Annotated in this window: 13 protein-coding genes and 1 riboswitch; of the genes, 8 read left to right on the top strand and 5 right to left on the bottom strand. The window is 69.4% G+C overall.

Annotated elements, in window-relative coordinates; genetic code table 11:
- Positions 1–13: 13 nt before the first annotated feature.
- Positions 14–1477 carry an FAD-dependent oxidoreductase gene (locus tag ABZ420_RS16075; RefSeq protein WP_357122713.1) on the bottom strand — a complete coding sequence of 488 codons (1464 nt, stop codon included), beginning with the start codon at positions 1475–1477 and terminating at the stop codon, positions 14–16.
- 375 nt (positions 1478–1852) lie between these two features.
- Here ABZ420_RS16075 and ABZ420_RS16070 point away from each other — a divergent pair, with 375 nt between their 5' ends.
- The 3 genes from ABZ420_RS16070 to ABZ420_RS16060 all read left to right on the top strand — a co-directional run bounded on the left by ABZ420_RS16070 (position 1853) and on the right by ABZ420_RS16060 (position 4124).
- Positions 1853–2302: a hypothetical protein gene (locus ABZ420_RS16070; RefSeq protein WP_062967841.1), complete on the top strand. Its 450-nt coding sequence runs from the start codon at positions 1853–1855 to the stop codon at positions 2300–2302.
- Positions 2303–2365: 63 nt separating this feature from the next.
- Positions 2366–2482: riboswitch (SAM riboswitch) on the top strand.
- A 14-nt stretch (positions 2483–2496) separates the two neighbouring features.
- Positions 2497–2913 carry a rhodanese-like domain-containing protein gene (locus tag ABZ420_RS16065; RefSeq protein ID WP_062968324.1) on the top strand — a complete coding sequence of 139 codons (417 nt, stop codon included), beginning with the start codon at positions 2497–2499 and terminating at the stop codon, positions 2911–2913.
- The gene (locus ABZ420_RS16060) at positions 2910–4124 is read left to right on the top strand and encodes an O-succinylhomoserine sulfhydrylase (RefSeq protein WP_357122710.1); all 1215 of its coding nucleotides are present in this window, start codon (positions 2910–2912) and stop codon (positions 4122–4124) included. The genes ABZ420_RS16065 and ABZ420_RS16060 overlap by 4 nt, the downstream gene beginning before the upstream one ends.
- Positions 4125–4166: 42 nt before the next feature.
- Here the strand turns inward: ABZ420_RS16060 and ABZ420_RS16055 are convergent, their stop codons facing one another.
- Positions 4167–4613 (bottom strand): RpiB/LacA/LacB family sugar-phosphate isomerase, encoded by a 447-nt coding sequence (locus tag ABZ420_RS16055; protein ID WP_357122708.1) that lies wholly within the window; start codon positions 4611–4613, stop codon positions 4167–4169.
- 82 nt (positions 4614–4695) lie between these two features.
- Here ABZ420_RS16055 and ABZ420_RS16050 point away from each other — a divergent pair, with 82 nt between their 5' ends.
- Together ABZ420_RS16050 and ABZ420_RS16045 are read left to right on the top strand one after the other, a co-directional pair.
- Positions 4696–5325 (top strand): type 1 glutamine amidotransferase family protein, encoded by a 630-nt coding sequence (locus ABZ420_RS16050; protein ID WP_357122705.1) that lies wholly within the window; start codon positions 4696–4698, stop codon positions 5323–5325.
- Between the two features lie 50 nt (positions 5326–5375).
- Positions 5376–5846 carry a MarR family transcriptional regulator gene (locus ABZ420_RS16045; RefSeq protein WP_357122702.1) on the top strand — a complete coding sequence of 157 codons (471 nt, stop codon included), beginning with the start codon at positions 5376–5378 and terminating at the stop codon, positions 5844–5846.
- On the opposite strand, the gene ABZ420_RS16040 is transcribed toward ABZ420_RS16045, so the two are convergent.
- Positions 5836–6642 (bottom strand): HAD-IIA family hydrolase, encoded by an 807-nt coding sequence (locus ABZ420_RS16040; protein ID WP_040870710.1) that lies wholly within the window; start codon positions 6640–6642, stop codon positions 5836–5838. The genes ABZ420_RS16045 and ABZ420_RS16040 overlap by 11 nt on opposite strands.
- A gap of 149 nt (positions 6643–6791) precedes the next feature.
- On the opposite strand from ABZ420_RS16040, the gene fgd reads away from it, so the two are divergent.
- Entirely contained in the window at positions 6792–7802 is a 1011-nt protein-coding gene (fgd, locus tag ABZ420_RS16035) for a glucose-6-phosphate dehydrogenase (coenzyme-F420) (protein WP_040870708.1), read from the top strand.
- Between the two features lie 68 nt (positions 7803–7870).
- Here fgd and ABZ420_RS16030 read toward each other — a convergent pair whose 3' ends face one another.
- Entirely contained in the window at positions 7871–8377 is a 507-nt protein-coding gene (locus ABZ420_RS16030) for a nitroreductase/quinone reductase family protein (protein ID WP_062967849.1), read from the bottom strand.
- 160 nt (positions 8378–8537) lie between these two features.
- Between ABZ420_RS16030 and pta the strand changes: the two genes are divergently transcribed.
- A complete protein-coding gene (pta, locus tag ABZ420_RS16025) occupies positions 8538–10610 on the top strand; it encodes a phosphate acetyltransferase (protein ID WP_357122698.1) in 2073 nt (690 codons plus the stop codon).
- A gap of 28 nt (positions 10611–10638) precedes the next feature.
- Positions 10639–11850 carry an acetate kinase gene (locus ABZ420_RS16020; protein ID WP_357122695.1) on the top strand — a complete coding sequence of 404 codons (1212 nt, stop codon included), beginning with the start codon at positions 10639–10641 and terminating at the stop codon, positions 11848–11850.
- Here ABZ420_RS16020 and ABZ420_RS16015 read toward each other — a convergent pair.
- Complete coding sequence (locus ABZ420_RS16015) at positions 11847–14762, bottom strand: tetratricopeptide repeat protein (protein WP_357122692.1); 2916 nt, start codon at positions 14760–14762, stop codon at positions 11847–11849. The genes ABZ420_RS16020 and ABZ420_RS16015 overlap by 4 nt on opposite strands.
- Position 14763 lies beyond the last annotated feature (1 nt).

Raw genomic sequence — 14763 nt, 5'->3', positions numbered from 1 at the left:
GCAGCCGGGGTGATCAGACCTTGTGCGGTTCGCTGGCGCGCAGCATGTCCTCGCGCTCGACGACCTTGACGCGCTCGCGGCCCTCCGGCTCGCCGAGGGAGCGTTCGTGCGCGTCGAGGCGGTACCAGCCTGCCCAGGTGGTGAACGGGATGCCCTTGCTCTCCAAGAACTCGGTGACGGCCTCGGGTTCGGGGCGCTGCGCCGGGGTGAAGCCGGGAGCATCGTCCAGCAGGCAGGCGATGGTCTCGTTGGCGTCGCCCTTGGTGTGGCCGATCAGGCCGACCGGGCCGCGCTTGATCCAGCCGGTGACGTAGGTCGCGGGCATGTAGCGCGCGGCGCCGTCGGCGTTCTCGTCGGCGATCACGCGACCCGCTTCGTTCGGCACGGTGCCCGCCTGGTCGTCGAACGGCAGCTGGGTCAGGTTCTGCGACAAATAGCCGACGGCGCGATAGATCGCCTGCACGTCCCAGTCCTTGAACACGCCGGTGCCCTTGACGTTGCCGGTGCCGTCGAGCTGGGTGCGCTCGGTGCGCAGGCCGACGACCTTGCCGTTCTCGCCGAGCACTTCGGCGGGGGATTCGAAGAAGTGCAGGAACAGCTTGTGCGGCCGGTCACCGGCGTCGCGGATGGCCCACTGCTCGAGCGTGTTGGCGACCATGTCGACCTGCTTGGAATGCCTGCGCGCGGCTTCGGAGCCTTCGTCGTAGTCGATGTCCTCGGGGTCGACGATGACCTCGATGGTGGGGGAGTGGTCGAGTTCGCGCAGTTCCAGCGGGGTGAACTTGGCCTGGGCGGGCCCGCGGCGGCCGAAGACGTGCACCTCGACGGCCTTGTTGGCCTTGAGGCCCTTGTAGACGTTCGGCGGGATCTCGGTGGGCAGCAACTCGTCGCCGGTCTTGGCCAGCACGCGAGCCACGTCGAGAGCGACGTTGCCCACGCCGAGGACGGCGACCTTCTCCGCGTCCAGCGGCCAGGTGCGGGGGACGTCGGGGTGGCCGTCGTACCAGGAGACGAAGTCGGCGGCGCCGAAGGATCCGTCGAGGTCGATGCCGGGGATGGGCAGGGCGCGGTCGGCGTTGGCGCCGGTGGAGAAGATCACCGCGTCGTAGAAGGCCCGCAGGTCGTCCAGTGTGATGTCGGTGCCGTAGTCGATATTGCCCAGCAGGCGCACCTGCGGCTTGTCCAGCACCTTGTGCAGGGCGGTGATGATGCCCTTGATCCGCGGGTGGTCCGGCGCGACGCCGTAGCGGATCAACCCGAACGGCGCGGGCATGCGCTCGAACAGGTCGATGCTCACCTCGGCATCGGACTTCATCAACGCGTCGGCGGCGTAGATCCCGGCCGGACCGGCGCCCACGATCGCGATGCGGAGCGGGCGGGTCCTCGCGGTGTGCGCGTCAGGCCCGGCGGAGGAAGCCTGCGTCACCACGGAGGGCTCGCGAACACCGCCATCCTCTACTGCACTCTGTTCGGTCATCTCTTTACGCGCACCTTACGGTCGAAACAATTAATGACGTCTGGCTTAGCTTAGGCTAAGTTGACGCACCGGCTCGGTCGCGCCCTCGGGGCGCACGCCTGCGTTGCCGGCTCGTGGCTGCACGGTGCTCCGTTCGCCGCGGCGTGGAGCTGCCGATTCGCTATGACAGCAGGCCGCCGTCCCGCGATTCTATCGGGATGGCCGATGCCACCCCGCGTCGGTGCGTGAACTCGGCGGATGCCGTCGAAAGCCACAATCGTCGCTTACCCGCTCGCGCGCGGCCTATCGCGGACGGCCGGACCCGGCCGGCGCCGCCCTGGTCCGCGGCCGGGGGTCGATCGCTCGATACCCGCGCCGACCAGGGATCATCGAGCCATGACCGAACAGCAGCCGACCCCGGGCGAGGACGAGATCATCCGGGTGGATCAGACCGACAAGCGCTCGGCGGCCCCGTTCATCGCGGCCGCGGTGGTCGCGGCGATCGTGCTGATCGCGATCGTGCTCGGCGGCGTGCTGTCGCCCGCTGAGAAAAATGTCACAGAAGCCGACCGCATCGCGGCGGCCGTCCGCAATTTCGTCGACGGCTCCAACCGCAGCGACGCCGTGCCGCCGCCCGGCACCGCGTGCCAGGGTTTCGACGCGACCCGCTCGCCGCTGGCGGGGCAGGACGGCGCCGGAAAGCCGGTCGAGATCACGAAAATCGACAGTCCGATCATGGACGGCGACCGGGGGAAGGCGACCGTGACCACGAAGGTGGACGGGCAGGAGCGGACCTCGACCTGGAATCTCACCCGATCCGGCGGTAAGTGGCTGGTCTGCACCTGAGCGTTCGCGCAGTGTGCGCCACCGTTTGACAGGGTGACCCGGGTCGGTGCAATCTCAGTCGAAGGTCATGAGAACCAGTGTCAAGCCCCGGCATTACTGGTCGGCAACCCTCCTCCGCGGTGGGGTGCTCCGGGTGACGACCTGGCGGCGCCTTGGTCCCGGGCGCGGCAAGTGCGGATTCGCAGGAGGTGCACATGAGTTATGCCGGTGACATCACCCCACAGCAAGCCTGGGAGCTGCTGCGGGACGATCCCGAGGCCGTCCTCGTGGACGTGCGGACGGAAGCGGAATGGAAGTTCGTCGGCGTCCCCGACACCAGTTCGATCGAACGGCCCACCGTGCTGATCGAGTGGGTCGATTCCACGGGCGCGCGCAACGAGACGTTCGTCGAGCAGTTGAAGCAGGCGCTCGACGGCCACGATCCCGAGGCTCCCGTCGTCTTCCTCTGTCGCTCCGGTCAGCGTTCGATCGGTGCGGCGATCGCCGCAACCTCGGCGGGTTACCGCACCTCCTACAACGTGCTGGAGGGCTTCGAAGGCCCGCTCGACGAATTCGGGCATCGCGGCGGCGCGGGCTGGCGTGCCCTCGGATTGCCCTGGCGGCAGTCGTGATCACCGGCGGCGCGTTCGACAAGCCGCTGCCCGACGGCGTCGGTCCCGCGACGCTGGGCGTGCGCGGCGGGCTGCGGCGCTCCGGTTTCGAGGAAACCGCCGAGGCGCTCTATCTGACCTCCGGCTTCGTCTACGAGAGCGCCGAGGCCGCGGAGGCCGCGTTCACCGGCGAGGTCGAGCATTTCGTGTACTCCCGCTACGGCAACCCCACGGTGGCCATGTTCGAGGAGCGGATGCGCCTGATCGACGGCGCCGAGGCGTGTTTCGCCACCGCCAGCGGCATGTCCGCGGTGTTCACCGCGCTGGGCGCGCTGCTGAAGGCGGGTGACCGGCTCGTCGCCGCGCGCAGCCTGTTCGGCTCGTGCTTCGTGGTGTGCAACGAGATCCTGCCGCGCTGGGGCGTGGAGACCGTCTTCGTCGACGGCGAGGATCTCGACCAGTGGGAGCAGGCGCTGTCGGTGCCCACCCAGGCGGTGTTCTTCGAGACGCCCGCCAATCCGATGCAGACCTTGGTCGACGTGCGCCGGGTGACCGAGCTGGCGCACGCGGCGGGCGCGAAAGTGGTGCTGGACAACGTGTTCGCCACTCCGCTGCTGCAACGTGGCTTCGAACTCGGCGCCGACGTGGTGGTCTACTCGGGCACCAAGCACATCGATGGGCAGGGCCGCGTGCTCGGCGGAGCGATCCTCGGCGACCGGGACTACATCGACGGCCCGGTGAAAACGCTGATGCGCCATACCGGCCCGGCGCTGAGCCCGTTCAACGCGTGGACCCTGCTCAAGGGCCTGGAGACGATGCCGCTGCGGGTGCGCCACTCGGCGGACTCCGCCCTGCGCATCGCCCGTTTCCTGGAGGGCAACCCGGCCGTCAGCTGGGTGCGGTACCCGTTCCTGGAATCTCATCCGCAGTACGCGCTGGCCACCGGTCAGATGAGCGCGGGCGGCACCGTGATCACCTTCGAGCTGAGCGCACCCGAGAACGAGGCGAAGAAGCGCGCTTTCGAAGTCCTCAACCGGTTGCGCATCGTCGACATCTCCAACAACCTCGGTGACGCGAAGACCCTGATCACGCACCCGGCTACCACGACCCACCGCGCCATGGGTCCCGAAGGCCGGGCCACCATCGGCCTGACCGACGGCGTCGTGCGTATCTCGGTGGGCCTGGAAGACGTCGAAGACCTCCTCGACGACCTCGACCGCGCCCTGTCCTGATCCCGCTCGGCGGTCGCCTGCGGATCGGGTAGGGAGCCTGCGTCAGACTCGCCGTTCGATCTCGGAGAGATGGGCGATGTTGGCCTGGTCGTCGTGGCCTGCGCTCGGTTCGGTGGTGAACCAGGCATCGAGGATTTCCCGGAGTTCGGCGCTGGAGGTCGAACGCAGGCTCAGGGCGAGGACGTTGGCGTCGTTCCAGGTGCGGGCGCCCGCGGCGGTCGAAGCGTCGGCGCAGAGCGCGGCGCGCACGCCGGGAACCTTGTTGGCCGCGATCGAGGCGCCGGTGCCGGTCCAGCAGCAGACGATCGCCTGGTCCGCCGCGCCGGAAGCGACGTCACGGGCCGCCGCCTCGCTGGCCCATGCCCAGTCGTCGCGTTCCGTGTCGCACAGCGCGCCGTGCGGCACGATCTCGTGGCCGCGCTTGCCCAACTCGTCGATCAGTTCCCGGGCCACTCCGACCCGCTCGTCCGCCGCCACCGAGATTCGCATGCTCCCAGCGTAGTTGCCGGTTCGTCGGGAGAATCGCTCTTCGCTATTGACAGTATGCTGTCAAAGATGACAGCATACTGTCATGACTATGAAGGCAGTGCACATGGCCGTTTACGACACGCTCGCCGATTGGGAGGTGGGCGCGGCCACCGCGCACATCAACAAGCCGACCTGGCACCGGGAGCCGGGAACATGGCAGGTGAAGACGGTCGGCCCGAGTGCGGAGCCGATCACCACCATCGGAGGCATGCGCATCGTGCCGGACGTCGTGCTCGCCGATCTCACGCCCGCCGACAGCGCGATGCTGATCCTGCCGGGGGCGGATACCTGGGAAGGGCCGGAGCTGGACCCGTTCGCGCACAAGGCACGCGAATTCGTCGACGCGGGCGTGCCGGTCGCCGCGATCTGCGGCGCGACGTTCGGCCTGGCCAAGGCCGGCTTGCTCGACAACCGCCGGCACACCAGCAATGTCGCGGAATTCCTGCGCTACAGCGGCTATGCGGGCGCGGACCACTATGTCGAGGCCCCGGCTGTCACCGACGGTGACGTGATCACCGCCAGTGCGAGCGCGCCGTTCGAATTCGCGCGCGAGGTGCTCGGCAGGCTCGGCGTGTACGAGCCGCACGTGCTGGACGGCTGGTACCGGTTGTTCGCACACGCCGATCCCGGCGGCTGGGCGGTGCTCGCGGAGTACGACGCGGAGCACGCGTAAGCGAGAATTGCCGGTGATCCGGCCGGATCGCCGACATCGGGAGGTGCCGCATGACCCCTGAACAGGAGTTGTTCGCCACGGCGGCGATCACGTCGTTCCGCCTGAACGGTCAATTCCTCGCGGTGGCCGAGGAATTGGCCCGACCGGCGGGTCTGACCGCCGCCTGGTGGCAGGTGCTCGGAGCGGTGACGCGCACGCCGCTGCCTGTCGCGGGCATCGCCCGCGAAATGGGCATCACCCGGCAGAGCGTCCAGCGCATCGCGGATCTGTTGGTGGACAAGGGACTCGCCGAATACCGACCCAATCCCGCGCACCGCCGCGCGAAACTCGTCGCCATCACCGAGTCGGGACTGGCCGCGGTACGCCGCATCAACCCGCGGCACAAGGTGATGGCCGAACGGCTCGTGGACGAGCTCGGCCACGAGCAGCTCGCGCGCGCGGTCGAGGCGCTCACCGCGTTGTCCGCCGCCGTGGACGCGATCACCACGGAAGGCGACGGGGACGCACCGCTCAATCCGTGAACGGGGACCCGGTCTTCCCGATCAGGTCGGCGACGGAGTCCACCACCATCGTGGGGCGGTAGGGGAAGGCCTCGAAGGACGCGCGGGTGGAGATGCCGGAAGTGACCAGGATGGTGCGCATGCCCGCCTCCAGGCCGGAGATGACGTCGGTGTCCATCCGGTCGCCGATCATCACCGTCGACTGGGAATGGGCGCCGATGCGACGCAGCGCGGAGCGCATCATCAGCGGGTTCGGCTTGCCGACGTAGTACGGGTCGCGGCCGGTGGCGCGGGTGATCAGCGCGGCCACCGAGCCGGTCGCGGGCAGCGAGCCGTCCCGGGAAGGACCGGTCGGGTCCGGATTGGTCGCGATGAAGCGGGCGCCTCGCTCGACCAGCCGGATCGCGGTGGTGATCGCCTCGAAGGAGTACGTGCGGGTCTCGCCGAGCACGACGTAATCGGGATCGCTGTCGGTCAGCACGTAGCCGATCTCGTGCAAGGCGGTGGTGAGCCCGGATTCGCCCACCACGTACGCGGTGCCGTTGGGCCGCTGCTCGTTCAGGAAGGTGGCGGTGGCCAGCGCGGAGGTCCAGATCGCTTCTTCCGGGATGTCCAGCCCGGTGTGCCGCAGCCGCGCCTGTAGATCGCGCGGCGTGCGGATCGAGTTGTTGGTCAGCACCAGGAACGGGGTGTCGTTGGCGCGCAATTCGGCGAGGAATTTGTCGGCGCCCGGGATGAGATGGTCCTCGTGCACCAGCACGCCGTCCATATCGGTCAAGTAGGACAGGATCGGCTCGTCTGCGGTCACGCGGGCCATTATCCGCTATCGCGCCGCGACCGGAACGGCCACGACCGGCAAGCTGTGCAGATCATCCGCGCCAGGCCGTCGGCGCGGAGGCGGCAGCGTTGACTACTGTCGAGAACGGATCGCGACGGCGGCGAAACGAAACGCGAGGAGCGTGGCAGATGAGTGGACTCAAGCTCGGATACAAGGCATCGGCGGAGCAGTTCGGCCCCCGTGAACTCGTCGAGATCGCGGTGCTGGCCGAGCAACACGGCTTGGACAGCGCCACGGTGAGCGACCATTTCCAGCCCTGGCGGCACAAAGGCGGGCACGCGCCCTTCTCGCTGGCCTGGTTGGCCGCGGTCGGCGAGCGTACCCAGCGCATTCAGCTCGGCACCTCGGTGCTCACTCCGACCTTCCGCTACAACCCCGCGGTGATCGCGCAGTCCTTCGCCACCTTGGGCTGCCTGTACCCGGATCGCGTCATGCTGGGGGTCGGCACCGGTGAGGCGCTCAACGAGATCGCCACCGGATACACCGGCGAATGGCCCGAGTTCAAGGAGCGTTTCGCGCGGCTGCGCGAGGCGGTCGACCTGATGCGCGCACTGTGGACCGGCGACCGCGTCGATTACGACGGCGAGTACTACAAGACCGTCGGCGCCTCCATCTACGACGTGCCCAAGGGCGGCATCCCGATCTACATCGCCGCGGGCGGCCCGTTGGTCGCGCGGTACGCGGGACGCGCGGGCGACGGCTTCATCTGCACGTCGGGCAAGGGCATGGACCTCTACACCGAGAAGTTGATGCCCGCCGTCGCCGAGGGCGCCGCGAAGGCCGGGCGCAGCGTGGAGGTCATCGACCGGATGATCGAGATCAAGCTGTCCTACGACACCGATCCCGAACTGGCCAGGGAGAACACCCGGTTCTGGGCCCCGCTCTCGCTCACCGCGGAGCAGAAGCACAGCATCACCGACCCGATCGAGATGGAGGCCGCCGCCGACGCGCTGCCCATCGAGCAGATCGCCAAGCGCTGGATCGTCGCGAGCGACCCCGACGAGGCGGTCGCCCAGATCAAGCCCTACCTCGACGCCGGCCTCAACCACCTGGTCTTCCACGCCCCCGGCCACGACCAGCGCCGCTTCCTCGACCTCTTCCAGCGCGACCTCGCCCCACGCCTGCGCGCCCTCGCCTGACGTTCACGAGTGGCACACCACGGCGATGCCCTTTCGGCCGATGCCGCGGTGGTGTGCCACTCGCGGCGTCATGCCCGGCGGAGGGCGAAGATGCGGAGGTCGCGGGTGGTGCGGGAGCGGTAGGCGGCGTAGGCGCCGGTGATGTCGACGAAGCGTTGGAAGATGGGGGTTTTGTCGGGGTCTTCGACGGGGGTGGCGGTTACGGGGATGCGTTCGCCGGCTATCGCTACCGTGGCGGTGGGGTTGGCCAGGAGGTTGGCGGTCCAGGCGGGGTGGTGTGCCTGGCCGAAGTTGCTGCCGATCACGTAGAGCGTGTCGCCGTCGTGCACGTAGAGCAACGGCTGGGTGCGCGGCTGCCCGGATTTGCGTCCGATGGTCGTGAGCAGGATGACCGGCGCGCCGATCGGGCCGAGCACGGTGTACTTGGCGCCGGTGCGCTCCAGGACCGCCCGGTCCAGCGGGGTGAGGGCGCGGACCAACCGGGAGCCCGGCTTGGTGGCCGCGAATCTGCTTGCCGCGCGGGCGAACAGATTGGTGCGCGAACCCCACTGCCGATCCGGAAATTGCTCAGCCATGCCCGGACTATAGCGGGGCGGAAACCGGCCGGCAGACCGGCTGCCGTCGCGGCCCGGAGTGTTCCGGGACGGCCCTGCGGCGGCCGCGCTCGCTTGCCCGGCGAGTGATCACCGTCGCGCGGCGCGGCCCGGTTGCCCTCGGTTCACTAAGCTCTGCGGCATGGCCGACAACGCTCTATCCGCCGTGTACATCGCCTCTCCCGAGGGCGACACCGGCAAGTCGACGGTGGCCCTCGGGGTGCTGCAGATGCTGTGTGCGACGACCGCGCGGGTCGGCGTGTTCCGGCCGATCACGCGCTCGACCACCGAGCCCGACTACATCCTCGAACTGCTGCTCGAGCACAGCACGGCGGACATCGACTACGCGCAGGCGATCGGCACCACCTACGAGCAGGTGCACGCCGACCCGGACGCGGCGATCAGCGAGATCGTGCTGCGCTTCCACGAGGTCGCCAAGATGTGCGACGCGGTGGTCGTGGTCGGCAGCGACTACACCGACGTGGCGAGCCCGAGCGAGTTGCGCTTCAACGCCAGGATCGCGGTCAATCTGGGCGCACCGGTGCTGCTGGTGGTGCGCGGCGCCGGACGCACCCCGGACGAGGTGAAGCAGCTGGCCGACCTGTGCGCGGCCGAGCTGGCCCACGAGCACGCGCAGCTGGTCGCCGTCATCGCCAATCGCTGCGACCCGCAGCGGCTGGACGAGGTGGCCTCGGCGCTGCGCGGCTTCGGCGTCCCCTCCTGGACGCTGCCCGAGGTCCCGCTGTTGATCGCGCCGACCATGGCCGAGCTGTGCACCGCCATCGGCGGCGAGATGTACAGCGGCGATCCGGAATTGCTGCACCGTGAGGCGCTGAAGATCATGGTCGGCGGCATGACGGCGGAACACATCCTGGAACGGCTGGTCGAGGGCGTGGTGGTGATCGCGCCGGGCGATCGGTCGGACGTGCTGCTCAGCGTCGTCAACGCGCACGAGGCGGAGGGCTTTCCGTCGCTGTCGGGCATCATCATGAACGGTGGCCTGCTGCCGCATCCCGCGGTGGCGCGGCTGATGACCGGGCTCAAGCCCAAACTGCCGATCCTCACCACCGAACTCGGCACCTACGACACGGCAGGAGCCGCCTACCGCACCCGCGGGCGGATGTCCGCGGGCAACCCACGCAAGGTGGACACCGCCCTGGCGCTGATGGAAGAACGCGTGGACGCCGTGGAACTGTTGCGGCGCGTCGATGTTCCGCCCAGTCCGGTGGTCACGCCGCAGATGTTCGAATACCAGCTCATCGAGCGCGCACGAGCCGATCGCAAGCGCATCGTGCTGCCCGAGGGTGACGACGACCGTATCCTGCGCGCCGCGGGCCGGGTGTTGCAGCGCAAGATCGCCGACCTGGTCATCCTGGGCGACGAGACGACGGTGCGCGCGCGTGCCGCCGAACTCGGGGTGGACATCTCCGCCGCGCAGGTGCTCGACCCGCGCACCTCCGGTTACCTGGACGAGTTCGCCGCCGAGTACGCCGAACTGCGCAGACACAAGGGCATGACGGTGGAGCGGGCCCGCGAAACCGTCGCCGACATCTCGTATTTCGGCACCATGATGGTGTACAAGGGGATCGCCGACGGCATGGTCTCCGGCGCGGCGCACACCACGGCGCACACCATCCGGCCCTCGCTGGAGATCATCAAGACGGTGGAAGGGGTCTCCACCGTCTCCAGCGTGTTTCTCATGTGCCTGGCCGACCGGGTGCTCGCCTACGGTGACTGCGCGGTCGTGCCGGACCCGACGGCACAACAGCTGGCCGATATCGCGATCTCCTCCGCGGCGACCGCCGAACGCTTCGGCATCGAACCCCGGGTCGCGATGCTGTCGTATTCGACGGGCGAATCGGGCAGCGGGGCCGACGTGGACAAGGTGCGCGTGGCGACCAAACTGGCGCGTGAACGCGCGCCGGAGCTGCCGGTGGAGGGCCCGATCCAATACGACGCGGCGATCGAACCGACCGTCGCCGACGCCAAGCTGCCCGATTCCGAAGTGGCCGGCCGCGCGACGGTGTTCGTGTTTCCCGACCTCAATACCGGCAACAACACCTACAAGGCGGTGCAGCGCAGCGCGGGAGCGATCGCCATCGGACCGGTGCTGCAAGGCCTGCGCAAGCCGGTCAACGACCTGTCGCGCGGCGCACTCGTGGCCGACATCGTCAACACCGTGGCGATCACCGCCATTCAGGCGCAGGAGAGTTGATGCGGGCGCGCGGGATGCGGGAGGTTCGATGAGCGAGACGGCCGAGAACATGGTGCTGGTGATCAACTCCGGCTCCTCGTCCATCAAATATCAACTGCTGGATCCCGATTCGGGTGTGGTCGCGGCCTCCGGCATGGTCGAGCGGATCGGTGAGGACGAGGGCGGGCTCGAGCATCGCGTCGACGGCGAGACCACCGAGCGCCGCGAGCCGATCGCCGACCACGCCGCCGGGTTGCGGCTGGTCTTCGACACCTTCGCCGCGACGGGCCATGATCTGGTACGCGAGGGCGTGCGAGCGGTCGGGCACCGGGTGGTGCACGGCGGCGAGGTATTCTACCGGCCCACCCTGATCGACGACGACGTGGTGGCCTCGATCTCCGAACTCGCCGCGCTGGCGCCGCTGCACAATCCGGCCAACGTCGCCGGGATCGAGAGCGCGCGGGCGCTGTTGCCGGGAGTGCCGCAGGTCGCCGTGTTCGACACGGCGTTCTTCCACGGCTTGCCCGCCGCCGCCAAGACCTACGCCATCGACGCCAAGGTGGCCGCCGCGCACGGCATCCGGAAGTACGGCTTCCACGGCACCTCGCACGAGTACGTGTCCGGCCGTGCGGCCGAGCTGCTCGGCCGCGACCCCGCCGAGCTGAACCAGATCGTCTTCCATCTCGGCAACGGCGCGTCGGCGTCGGCCATCCGGGGCGGTCGGCCGGTCGACACCAGCATGGGCCTCACCCCGCTGGAAGGGCTGGTGATGGGCACCAGGTCCGGCGATCTCGATCCCGGCATCGTCGCGCATCTGGCGCGGTCGGCACACCTGGACATCGACCAGATCGACGCCCTGCTCAACCGGGATTCCGGCATCAAGGGCCTGTCCGGCGTGAACGATTTCCGCGAACTGCGGCGCCTCATCGCGAGCGGGGACGAGGCCGCGCGGCTGGCCTACGACGTGTACATCCATCGGCTGCGGCGTTACCTCGGGGCGTATCTGATCGAACTCGGCGGGGTCGACGCGATCACCTTCACCGCCGGAGTCGGGGAGAACAGTCCGCAGGTGCGCGCCGACGCCCTGGCCGGGCTGAGCCGGTTCGGCATCGAAGTCGATCCGGTGGCCAACATCGCGGAAAGCCGTGCCGCGCGACTCATCTCCCCGTCCGGCGCGCCGGTCGCGGTGCTCGTGGTGCCGACCAACGAGGAGCTGGCCATCGCCCGCGCCGCACGGCGACTGGTCGAGCGGCGCGGCTAGATCCAGGTCTTCGCGCGAATAGCGTTCGCCAGGTCGACGAGCGCGTAGCGATGTTTGCGATCGGGCGCTCCGCGGGCCAGCGAGCGCAGCCCCGCCTCGGTGCCGGTCCGCAGTTCGCGTTCGGTGAACGGCGCGCCGAACAGCGTGGCATCGGGACGTTTCGGCGTGTTGCCCGCTTGCAGCCAGGCCAAGGCGGCGCCGAGCACCAGCACCCGCATCTGCACCGCCCGACCTTCGCCCGTGGGCAGGCTCAGCACCCGGGACGCCGAGATGTGCAGGGTTGCCTCGTCGAGATCGGCCACCGGCGCGGCCGTGAGCAGGAACAGTACGGCGGTCATCCGTGCGGTGGTGAAATGCCGCGACGCGGCGGGCACGGCGTCCAGCGCCCGCACGGCCTCGTCCACCCTGCCGTCCGCGGCCAGCTGCCTGGCCAGCCCGAAGGCAGCGCTCACCACGGTGCGGTCGGTGCGCCACACGGTCTCGTACGCCTTTTCGGCGTACGCGCGCCATTGCTCGGGATCCGGTGAATCCCAATGCTGGAGAATGAGTTCGGCCGTGGCGGCGAGGGCGAGCTGAGGAGCCAGCTCGCCGGGGAGCACACGGAGGACCTCGTCGAAATTCGAGAAGGCGCGCTCGTACTCCCGCTCGAGCAACTCGGCCATACCGCGGTACCAGCTCACCCGCCACTCCCGCTCGGGCAACCGCGCGAGCAGGTCCAGGACGGTGGCCGACTCCCGCAGATCGAGCCGCACGCGCGCCTCGGCGAGGGAGAGTTCCAGATCGAGCGTCTCCGGGGCGTTGCCGGGATCGGCCTCGGCTCGTTCGCGGACGGTGCGCAGCGCCTCCAGCGCGTGGTCCGGCTCTGGATGCACCGCGGCCGAGAGCAGGGATGCGGCCGGATCGACCGGATCGAGCAGCGGGATCGGCAACCCGGCCACCACGTCGCGGGCGTCGAGCATGCTGCTGCGCGGACGGCCGTCGGTGTAGGCGTCGGTCTGGCTGATCAGCTCCTCGGTGCCGAAACTGGTCCGCGGCGGCGCGAAGACGGTGGACAACTGCGGGTGCTCGGTGTCGGTCTCCAACGCGAGGATCTCCCGCAGCACGCCGGACAGCTGCGCGGACATCGCACGGGCCGAGGGGAAGCGCCGCCGCGGATCCGGGTCGGTGGCACACAGCAGCAGTCGATGGAAGAACTCGTAGCGCGCCAGCACCGGCTCGTCGGCGGGATCGGGGAGCCCGTCGAGATAGCGTCCGTGCTCCGAAGGCATGCGCAGGGTCAGCACGGCCAGCGTGCGCCCCACGGTATAGATGTCGGAGGCGACGGTCGGGCCGGTTCGCGAGATTTCCGGCGCCTGGAAACCCCTGGTGCCATAGAGGTTTCCGTATGCCTCGATGGTGGCGACGGCGCCGAGGTCGATCAGCTTCACCTGGTCCTCGGTGACCATGACGTTGTCGGGCTTGAGATCGTTGTAGGTCAGGCCGGTCGAGTGCAGATACTCCAGCGCGGGCAGGATTTCCAGCAGATAGGCGATCGCCTCGGCGACCGGCATGCGCTTCGGGCGTTCGTAGGAGTCGAGGATGTCGCGCAGCGACCGGCCGCCCACGTACTCCATGACGATGTAACCGACCGGTGTGCCGTCGGCGCCGGTGTGCTCGACGAAGTTGTAGATCTTGACGATGCTCGGGTGCGCCACCTCGGCCAGGAATTGGCGTTCGGCCATGGCCACCGCCTGCGCTTCGCCGTCACCGCTGTGCAGCAGGCCCTTCAGCACGACCCAGCGATCGCTGACATTGCGGTCGATCGCCAGGTAGATCCAGCCGAGTCCGCCGTGCGCGATGCAGCCCTGCACCTCGTACTGCCCCGCCACCATGTCTCCCGCGTGCAGCGTGGGACGGAAGTCGAAGGGCGCCTCGCAGGTCGCGCACGTGCCCGCCGTGGTCGCGGGCCGGGTCGCCGTCGCCCGGCCGACCGGTTTGCCGCAGCGCCAGCAGAATCGCCTGCCCTCGGAGACCACCGCGTCGGTGAGGACGGCGTCGCGGGGATCGGCGGGCGTCACCGTCGGAATCGGCACCAGTCCCGCGCCGAGCCGCCGCACCGCCGGACGGGTGCGCGCGGTGCGCACGCTGCGTCCGGAGGTGCGCAGCGGCGACGACGTGGGTTCGGATGCGGTGCGGCGCGTTTGGTCGGGTCCCGCCGCCGCGGTCACCGGCTGGTCGCCCGCCTTTTCCGTGCCGGGGATTTCGTCCGGCGCGAACGCCGGGGGCTTCTCCGGTCCGGAGTCGCGCGTCCACGCGACAGTGCCCGACGGTGTGTCCGGATGATCGGCCTGTATCCGGGTCGAGTCGGAGTCTTGGTCGGCCGCTGTCTGTTCCGTCGTGACCGATGGGGTGTAGGGACGGTTGACCTGCATGCGGGTTGCGTCCGAGTCTTGCTCCGCCGCTTGCCGTTCCGATTTCGCGGACGACGCTTCTTGCCCGGCGCCCGCGGTTCGTGTCGGTGCGGCGGGCTGGTCTTCACCGGTGCTGGCCGCGACCTCGCCGGAGGCGGCTGGTGTGGTGTCTCGAGCGACCGATGGATCCAGCGCCGCACCTGACGGGTCCGCGTCCTCGGCACGGTGCCGGGCGACCGTGCCCGGCGAGACAGCCATACGGTCGATCGGCGTGTGGACCGTGTGCTGAAGCTCCTCGGCCCCAGGCGATTCCGGATCGACCGAGCCCACCCCCCTGCCGGTTGCCTGCGGGTGAGCATCCAGGTGTCGTGTGCCCGTGTGGTCTCCGTGCGGCGGTTTCGCCGCCGCGCCCGGATGACGCCCGGCCGCTCCGGTGCACCCGTCCTCGAACACCTCGGCCGGGCCGGGCCGCCCCGGGGCGGTTTCGTCCGGGTCGGGCTCGGGGGCGGGCCGTGTGCTCATC

The sequence above is a fragment of the Nocardia sp. NPDC005745 genome (assembly GCF_040630775.1).
Taxonomy (GTDB): Bacteria; Actinomycetota; Actinomycetes; order Mycobacteriales; family Mycobacteriaceae; genus Nocardia.
This window is presented reverse-complemented; position numbering and strand designations above follow the sequence as displayed.

Excerpts from the sequence above, each read along its gene's own strand:
- ABZ420_RS16065 (WP_062968324.1), top strand. The coding sequence starts at position 2,497 with ATGAGTTATGCCGGTGACATCACCCCACAGCAAGCCTGGGAGCTGCTG.
- ABZ420_RS16075 (WP_357122713.1), bottom strand. The coding sequence starts at position 1,477 with ATGACCGAACAGAGTGCAGTAGAGGATGGCGGTGTTCGCGAGCCCTCC.
- ABZ420_RS16070 (WP_062967841.1), top strand. The coding sequence starts at position 1,853 with ATGACCGAACAGCAGCCGACCCCGGGCGAGGACGAGATCATCCGGGTG.
- pta (WP_357122698.1), top strand. The coding sequence starts at position 8,538 with ATGGCCGACAACGCTCTATCCGCCGTGTACATCGCCTCTCCCGAGGGC.
- ABZ420_RS16030 (WP_062967849.1), bottom strand. The coding sequence starts at position 8,377 with ATGGCTGAGCAATTTCCGGATCGGCAGTGGGGTTCGCGCACCAATCTG.
- ABZ420_RS16045 (WP_357122702.1), top strand. The coding sequence starts at position 5,376 with ATGACCCCTGAACAGGAGTTGTTCGCCACGGCGGCGATCACGTCGTTC.
- ABZ420_RS16055 (WP_357122708.1), bottom strand. The coding sequence starts at position 4,613 with ATGCGAATCTCGGTGGCGGCGGACGAGCGGGTCGGAGTGGCCCGGGAA.
- ABZ420_RS16020 (WP_357122695.1), top strand. The coding sequence starts at position 10,639 with ATGAGCGAGACGGCCGAGAACATGGTGCTGGTGATCAACTCCGGCTCC.
- ABZ420_RS16050 (WP_357122705.1), top strand. The coding sequence starts at position 4,696 with ATGACTATGAAGGCAGTGCACATGGCCGTTTACGACACGCTCGCCGAT.
- fgd (WP_040870708.1), top strand. The coding sequence starts at position 6,792 with ATGAGTGGACTCAAGCTCGGATACAAGGCATCGGCGGAGCAGTTCGGC.
- ABZ420_RS16040 (WP_040870710.1), bottom strand. The coding sequence starts at position 6,642 with ATGGCCCGCGTGACCGCAGACGAGCCGATCCTGTCCTACTTGACCGAT.
- ABZ420_RS16015 (WP_357122692.1), bottom strand. The coding sequence starts at position 14,762 with ATGAGCACACGGCCCGCCCCCGAGCCCGACCCGGACGAAACCGCCCCG.